Origin of the sequence: uncultured Stenotrophomonas sp. (assembly GCF_963519925.1) — a bacterium.
GTDB classification, from domain to species: domain Bacteria; phylum Pseudomonadota; class Gammaproteobacteria; order Xanthomonadales; family Xanthomonadaceae; genus Stenotrophomonas; species Stenotrophomonas maltophilia_AE.
On sequence record NZ_CAUQPH010000172.1, the window covers coordinates 1 to 6,711 of the forward strand.

7 protein-coding genes are annotated in these 6,711 nt (G+C 69.4%); 4 read left to right on the forward strand and 3 right to left on the reverse strand.

Annotated elements, in window-relative coordinates:
- The 3 genes from RWO33_RS18320 to RWO33_RS18330 form a co-directional block, all read left to right on the forward strand.
- The coding region (locus RWO33_RS18320) for a helix-turn-helix domain-containing protein (protein ID WP_314106656.1) at positions 1 to 279 on the forward strand (279 nt) is incomplete at its 5' end.
- A gap of 70 nt (positions 280 to 349) precedes the next feature.
- Positions 350 to 919, forward strand: a complete 570-nt coding sequence (locus RWO33_RS18325; RefSeq protein WP_314106658.1) for a superoxide dismutase family protein — start codon at positions 350 to 352, stop codon at positions 917 to 919.
- Positions 920 to 972: 53 nt separating this feature from the next.
- Positions 973 to 1,602, forward strand: coding sequence for a superoxide dismutase family protein (locus RWO33_RS18330; RefSeq protein ID WP_145480743.1), 630 nt, complete (start codon positions 973 to 975; stop codon positions 1,600 to 1,602).
- Positions 1,603 to 1,761: 159 nt separating this feature from the next.
- On the opposite strand, the gene RWO33_RS18335 is transcribed toward RWO33_RS18330, so the two are convergent.
- Positions 1,762 to 2,649 (reverse strand): hypothetical protein, encoded by an 888-nt coding sequence (locus RWO33_RS18335; protein ID WP_145480745.1) that lies wholly within the window; start codon positions 2,647 to 2,649, stop codon positions 1,762 to 1,764.
- Positions 2,650 to 2,741: 92 nt separating this feature from the next.
- On the opposite strand from RWO33_RS18335, the gene RWO33_RS18340 reads away from it, so the two are divergent.
- Positions 2,742 to 4,037 carry an acetyl-CoA C-acetyltransferase gene (locus RWO33_RS18340; protein ID WP_145480747.1) on the forward strand — a complete coding sequence of 432 codons (1,296 nt, stop codon included), beginning with the start codon at positions 2,742 to 2,744 and terminating at the stop codon, positions 4,035 to 4,037.
- A 135-nt stretch (positions 4,038 to 4,172) separates the two neighbouring features.
- Here the strand turns inward: RWO33_RS18340 and RWO33_RS18345 are convergent, their stop codons facing one another.
- The gene (locus RWO33_RS18345) at positions 4,173 to 5,480 is read right to left on the reverse strand and encodes a heme biosynthesis HemY N-terminal domain-containing protein (protein ID WP_314106660.1); all 1,308 of its coding nucleotides are present in this window, start codon (positions 5,478 to 5,480) and stop codon (positions 4,173 to 4,175) included.
- A 3-nt stretch (positions 5,481 to 5,483) separates the two neighbouring features.
- A complete protein-coding gene (locus RWO33_RS18350; RefSeq protein WP_314106662.1) occupies positions 5,484 to 6,455 on the reverse strand; it encodes a hypothetical protein in 972 nt (323 codons plus the stop codon).
- Positions 6,456 to 6,711: the final 256 nt, after the last annotated feature.

Sequence of the window (6,711 nt, forward strand, 5' to 3'; positions counted from 1 at the left end):
GACGTGGACAGCGCGCTGCACCGCGGCCCCGGCCCGCGCACGCGCGCGCAGGGCGATCCCGGCCAATGGGAAGCCCTGCTCTCGGCCTGGGCCCGGCAACGCCTGGCCGAAGGCGCCGAGGGCCTGCATGCCCAGGTGCGTGAACGGGTGGACCAGGCGCTGCTGGAAGCGGCGTTGCAGATCACCCACGGCCGACGTGCCGAAGCCGCCGCACGGCTGGGCATGGGCCGCAATACCCTGACCCGCAAGCTCGGCGCCGGGCGCCGACGCGGCGGATGAACCCCGCGTTCACCGCCTTTCATGGTGTGTGGACGACCCCAACGCTAGTTTGCAGATCCAAGGAGTACCCATGCGCCGTTCCCACATCGCCCTGCTCACGCCGACCCTGCTGGTGCTTGCCGCCTGTGGCAGCGCCCCACAGAAGGCGCCTGCGCCGGCACCCAGCGTGCCGGTGGTGAGCACTGCCAAACAAGCTGAAGCGAATCTGGCGCCGGCGTCGGCCAGCATCGTCAGCGGGCGCCTGGTGATGGTGCCGGACGCGAGCGGCGTGCACATCACCGGCACCATCGGTGGACTGCGGCCGCTCAAGGCGGCGGCGTTCCATGTGCATGAACGCGGCGACTGCAGTGCCGTTGACGCCAGCAGCGCGGGGGCGCATTTCAACCCGTTCAACCAGCCGCATGGCCGCAACAGCGCTGGGGCACATCACATTGGCGACATGGACAACCTGCGCGCCGACGCGCAGGGCCGGGTCAGCGTCGATGTGCGCCTGCCAGCGGTTACCCTCGGCGGCGGTGCAGCCACCGACATCGTCGGCCGCGCGCTGGTGGTTCATGCCAACGCCGACGATTACCGCAGCCAGCCGGCAGGTAACGCCGGCGCCCGAATCGCCTGCGGCGTCATCCGGGTCACGCGCTGAACGCGCTGCCCAGCGACGTCGCTTTTTCCCTCGTTACCCGCAAGGAGATCCACATGCGCCTGATCCATACGTCACTGTTCGCTGCCATTGCCGCCATCGGCCTGACCGCCTGCAACAAGCCGGCCGATGCGCCCGCCGCCGACCCCGCCACCGCCACCCCGCCGATCGCCGAAACCGCGCGCACCACCGAAGCGCCGCCGGCGATGACCAGCGAAGCGCACGCCAACCACACTGCCGTCGCTGAGCTGGCCCCGACCCAGGGCAATGACGTCAAGGGCAACGTGACCTTCAGCGTCGTCGACGGCAAGGTCCACGTGAAGGGCCAGGTCAGCGGCCTGAAGCCGAACAGCGAACACGGCTTCCACATCCATGAGAAGGGCGACTGCAGCGCGCCGAACGGCGACAGCGCTGGCGGCCACTTCAACCCGAGCAAGGAAGACCACGGCAGCGTGGCCACCACCCCGCACCACGGTGGCGACATCCCCAACATCAAGGCCGACGCCCAAGGCAACGCGGTGGTGGATGCAGCCGTGTCGACCAACGTCAACATCGGCGAAGGCAACGACAGCGACATCATCGGTCGTGGCCTGATCGTGCATGCCGACCCGGACGACTACAAGACCCAGCCGACCGGCAACGCCGGTGCGCGCCTGGCGTGTGCGGTGATCAAGGCTGCCCCGTAAGTTCCGTGGGACACGCATGGCGTGTCCCTACGCGGAAAAGACAACGCCGGCGATTGCCGGCGTTGTTGTGTCAGCGTCAGCCACGCAGGGCGTGGCGCCACGTTGGATTTTCCGGCAGTCGTCGTAGAGTCACGCCCTGCGTGGCTGCACGCTACACCGTCACCGCGCCAGCAGGTCCCTCGGTTCCTGCCCGGCTTCGCAATGCACGAACAGCACCGGCAGGCCGTGCGCTTCGAGCACCGCCGCCATCTGCCGCTGGCGCATCAGGTACTGCTCGTAGATGCCCTGCAGGCGGTCGCAGTCGCCGGTGCCGTGGTTGTAGAAATTGCACCAGCCGGCCGGATCGAACAGCGCCATACGCACTTCGCCATCAGCGTATCGAAGCAGCGGCTCCGGGGCCGCGTCCAGCCACTGTTCCACCTGCGGTGCCATCAATGCCGTTTCAATCAGCGGCCACAGCGCGGCCAGGCCCTGGTTGTCGTACTGCATCGACATCATCGCGGCGAGGTCATTCACCGTGAAATAGCGCGCGTGCTCGATCTGCGCGCCGAATGCGTTCTGCGCCAGCAGGGCGGTGTCGGCCTGGGCCATGCCCTGGGCCAGCAGTACCTCTTCCAGTGCTTCGGCCACCGCCGCGGTCTGGGCCACGTCGCTGCCGGTCAGCAGGAACGGCACCACCCGCAGGCCGCCGCCGGTGAGGCTGGCATCGGCCTGGAACGGCAGCGGCACATCGCCGTCGGCGCCGGCGCCGAACGCCAACAGGCGCGGCCCCTCGTTGCGGCCGGGCGCGCGCATCTGCAGTTCTTCCAGGCGGCGGTGGATCGGCCAGCCGGGGCGCAGCACCTCGGCCGGGTCGAAATGGGCGCCGGCGAAGACGAAGTCCAGCCCGCTCACGCCGGGGACCAGCTTGGCCAGGTCGCGGCCTACGCGGTCGGCCAGTTCACCGGCCTGCGCGGAGGTCAGGGCGGCATTTCGGGGGGCGTCTCCTCCGGCCAGTTCCAATGCCAGTACGCCAAGGGCATTCATGCCGGGGTCGGGTTTGCTCATGGGTTCACGGTTGGCCCATCACAGGGCGGCAGCTACACTTGCTGCCATTATGCCTGCTCCTTCGTGCAGGCCATGTTGCAGACACCCCTCCCATGCCAGGTATCTCCATGCCCAACGCTCGTCCCGTCGCCATCCTCGGTGGCGTTCGTATCCCGTTCTGCCGCCAGAACACCGCCTATTCGGATGTTGGCAACCTGGGCATGTCGGTGCGCACACTGGGTGCCTTGGTCGAGCGCTTCGGCCTGCACGGCCAGCAGCTGGGCGAAGTGGCGATGGGCGCGGTGATCAAGCATTCCAGCGACTGGAACCTGGGCCGCGAAGCCACGCTGTCGTCGGGCCTGTCCCCGCTCACCCCCGGCATCACCATGCAGCGCGCCTGCGGCACCTCGCTGGACACCATCATCGCGGTGGCGAACAAGATCGCGCTGGGCCAGATCGAATCCGGCATCGGTGGCGGTTCGGACACCACCTCCGACGTGCCGATCGTGTACGGCAAGAAGCTGCGCGCGCGCCTGCTGGCGGCCAACCGTGCCAAGACCACCGGTGACAAGATCCGGGCGATGGTGAGCGGCTTCAAGCTGGCCGAACTGAAGCCGGAATTCCCGGGCGTGGCCGAACCGCGCACCGGCAAGAGCATGGGCGACCATTGCGAAGACATGGCCAAGGAATGGAACATCTCGCGCGATTCGCAGGACGAATGGGCGGTGTCGTCGCACAAGAAGCTGGCCGCCGCCTATGAGCGCGGTTTCTTCAACGACCTGATCGCCCCGTTCCGTGGCGTCGAGCGCGACAACATCCTGCGCGCCGATACCTCGCTGGAAAAGCTGGCCACGCTGAAGCCGGCGTTCGACAAGGTGTCCGGCCGTGGCACGCTCACCGCCGCCAACTCCACCCCGCTCACCGACGGCGCCTCGGCGGTGCTGCTGGCCAGCGAGGAATGGGCGCGCGCGCACGGCCACGAACCGCTGGCCTACCTGCGCGATTCGCAGGTGGCTGCGGTCGATTTCGTGCACGGCGAAGGCCTGCTGATGGCACCGACCATCGCGGTGCCGGAAATGCTCAAGCGCAACGGCTTGACCCTGCAGGATTTCGACATCTACGAAATCCATGAAGCCTTCGCCGCGCAGGTGCTGTGCACGCTGCGTGCGTGGGAAAGCGAAGACTACTGCCGCAACCGCCTGGGGCTGGACGCGCCGCTGGGCCGGATCGACCCGGCCAAGATCAACCCGCTGGGCTCGTCGCTGGCCACCGGCCATCCGTTCGCGGCTACCGGCGCGCGCGTGATCGCGACCGCCGCCAAGCAGCTGGCCGAACGCGGCGGTGGCCGCGCGCTGGTCTCGATCTGCACCGCCGGCGGCATGGGCGTAGTAGCGATCGTAGAACGCTGAACCCCGTAGAGCGGGGCTCTGCCCCGCTGCATGAAAAAGGCCGCCCAAGCGAGGGCGGCCTTTTTTGTTTTTGTCGGAACCGGCAGCGGGGCAGAGCCCCGCGCTACGGCACGGTAACCCCGGGGTTCCCGAATGCTAGCGGTCTAACCGGGGAAATCGCGGCAAGCGCACCACCAACCGGTCGGTCAGCAACGACTGCTCTTCCACCGTCGCACGCTCCGGCACCACCGCATGTAGAGCGGGGCTCTGCCCCGCCGCTTCGCGCACCAGCACCACGCTGCTTTCCCCGCGCGACTGCCGCAGCGCATTGCCGTAGCACTGCGCGGCCAGCGCCGGCTCGCCACGGGCGGCGAATACCTCACCCAGCGCTTCCCACGCTTCCGGACCGGCACCGGCGGCGATGGCGCGATGCAGGTAATCCTCGGCCTGCACATGCTCGCCCTGGCGCGCCGCAATCCGGCCCAGCGCCAGCAGCACGGCCGGACTGGACGGCTGCTGCACCAGCCAGCGCTGCAGGTTGGCCTGGCGGGTGGCCAGCTTTTCCACCGGCATCTGCCCGTACAGGGTCACCAGCGATTCGTCCCAGCGCGTGTCCAGCGCCTGCTCCAGGTTGAGCAGGGCCGGCTCGTCCCAATCCAGCGCGACCGCACGGAGTGCGTAGGCCGAGGCCACGTCCGGGTCGCTGCGCAGCGCCTTCGGCGTGGCTTCCCACTGCGCGGCCAGCGCATTCACGTCGGCCGCTTCCAGCAGCGACTGCGCCGCCAACCGCACTTCCAGCTCGGCCACGGCGTCGTCGGGCAGCACCTTCTGCTTGCGCAGCGCGCCCAGCTGGCCGTAAGCCTCGTGCGCGCGTTCGGCACGTGCCAGTGCTTCGGTACGCAGCCACAGGCCGCGCGGCGGCAGCGGCTGGATGCCAGGAACATCAAGTGCGTTGATCGCATCCACCGGGCGCTCCTGGCGCAGCAGGCGTTCGGCCTGCAGCAACGCGTAGGCGGTGGCGTCGGCCGTGGACAGGCGCTGCAGGTACTGGTCCACCGCTGCCTGGTCGCCGCGAGCTTCGGCGCTGCGCACGGCGGTGACGTATGCCACCGCGCTCACTTCATCGTCTTCGGCGGCGGTCCCCAGCAGCTTTTCAGCGCGCTGCCAGTGGCCATACTCGTGCGCCTGCAGGCCTTCGATCAGGCGCGCGCGGCCCTGCTTGCGGCGGTAGCGGCCCCATGCGCGGAACGGCGAGGCCACCAGGCTCCAGAGCAGCCACAGCAGCAGCAGCGCCACCAGCGCCATCAGCGCCACCTGCGGCAGGGTGGAACGGTAGTCGTTGCCACCGGCGCGATAGATCACCTCGCCGTACTGGCGCATCGATTCGCCACCCAGCCAGTGGGCGGCCACCACGCCCAGCACCACGGCCAGCAACAACACCACCACGGAATGAATCGGCTTCATGTATCAACTCCCATCGCGCATGGCGCGCAGCTGCTGCAGGGTGCTGCCCAGTTCGGGCAGCGGCGGACGTAGCACTCGAGCGCGCAACTGTTGCAGTTCAGCACGTCGTTCGCGCAGGCCGGGTGAATCCGGCCACAGGCGCGGCATCCACAGCGCCACACGGTCCAGCGACTGTTCAAATTCCGACTGATTGCCGCGTTCCACTGCCGCGCGGGCCAGGGTCAGCTCCAGCTGCAGCGCGTCCCACGCGGCGGAGCGCTCGGCGGCGGTGAGCGGGCCCTGCGCGGCGGTGGGGGTGATGGTCACGAACGGCGCCAGCAGCTGTTGCCACCATGGCGGCGCCGCGCTGCCGGCGGCGGGCACGATCTGCTCGGGCAGCGCGCCCAGCGCGCCGGCAAACCGGGCAAGGCGTTGCTGGGTCTCCGCACGCGGGCCCGGACCCAGTGCATCCACCGCATTGCGTTCCTGCATCAGGGCCTGGCGCAGGTTGAGGTATTCGCCGCCCGGCAGCTCCTCCAGCGCAGCGGCCGCCAGCGCGTACAGGCGGCGCGCGCCGTCCACGTCGTCGGCAAAGGCCAGCCGCTGCCCGGCCTGGCTGAGCAGCAGCTCGGCTTCTTCCAGCTGCAGTGCCTGGGCGTTGTGACGGGTGCTGTCGGCCAGCCGTGCCAGGTTTTCTTCCAGCAGCGCGTTGCGCTGGCTCAGGCCCAGCATTTCGTCGCGCAGCACCCGGTTGGTGGCCGCCGCATCCTGCACCCGCTGCGAGGTCGAGCGCTGGTCGCGGCGCAGCGCTTCCACGCTTCCGGCCAGGCCCTGCACCAGCACGTTGGCGTCGGCCTCGCGCTGGGCGGCGCGTGCCTGCTGTGCCTGCCACTTGGTCCAGCCCCAACCGGCACCGCCCACGACGACCGCCACCACGGCAAGCGGCAGGATCCAGCGCAGCGGTCGGTGGGGTGGGGGCGGATCGATCTCGTTCATGCAGTCATCCTTCGTCGCCCGCGCCGGTGCATTCACGAGCTGGCGGTCGCTCAGGTGCACAGCATCGCCGCCGCCCGGGCGCCCCGCAAGGCCGCGAACGTCCCCTGTTCAGGAACCTGCGGAGGTGGTGATCGCGGCGTGTGCGGCCTGCGCCAGCTGCGCTGGCAGCGGGCCCTCGGCCAAGCTGACCTGCGCGAAGCCGGCAGCATGGGCCAGCGCCAGCAGGCGCGGGCTGGCGGCCACCACGTGCTGGTCC

Excerpts from the sequence above, each read along its gene's own strand:
- RWO33_RS18335 (WP_145480745.1), bottom strand. The coding sequence starts at position 2,649 with ATGAGCAAACCCGACCCCGGCATGAATGCCCTTGGCGTACTGGCATTG.
- RWO33_RS18350 (WP_314106662.1), bottom strand. The coding sequence starts at position 6,455 with ATGAACGAGATCGATCCGCCCCCACCCCACCGACCGCTGCGCTGGATC.
- RWO33_RS18325 (WP_314106658.1), top strand. The coding sequence starts at position 350 with ATGCGCCGTTCCCACATCGCCCTGCTCACGCCGACCCTGCTGGTGCTT.
- RWO33_RS18345 (WP_314106660.1), bottom strand. The coding sequence starts at position 5,480 with ATGAAGCCGATTCATTCCGTGGTGGTGTTGTTGCTGGCCGTGGTGCTG.
- RWO33_RS18330 (WP_145480743.1), top strand. The coding sequence starts at position 973 with ATGCGCCTGATCCATACGTCACTGTTCGCTGCCATTGCCGCCATCGGC.
- RWO33_RS18340 (WP_145480747.1), top strand. The coding sequence starts at position 2,742 with ATGCCAGGTATCTCCATGCCCAACGCTCGTCCCGTCGCCATCCTCGGT.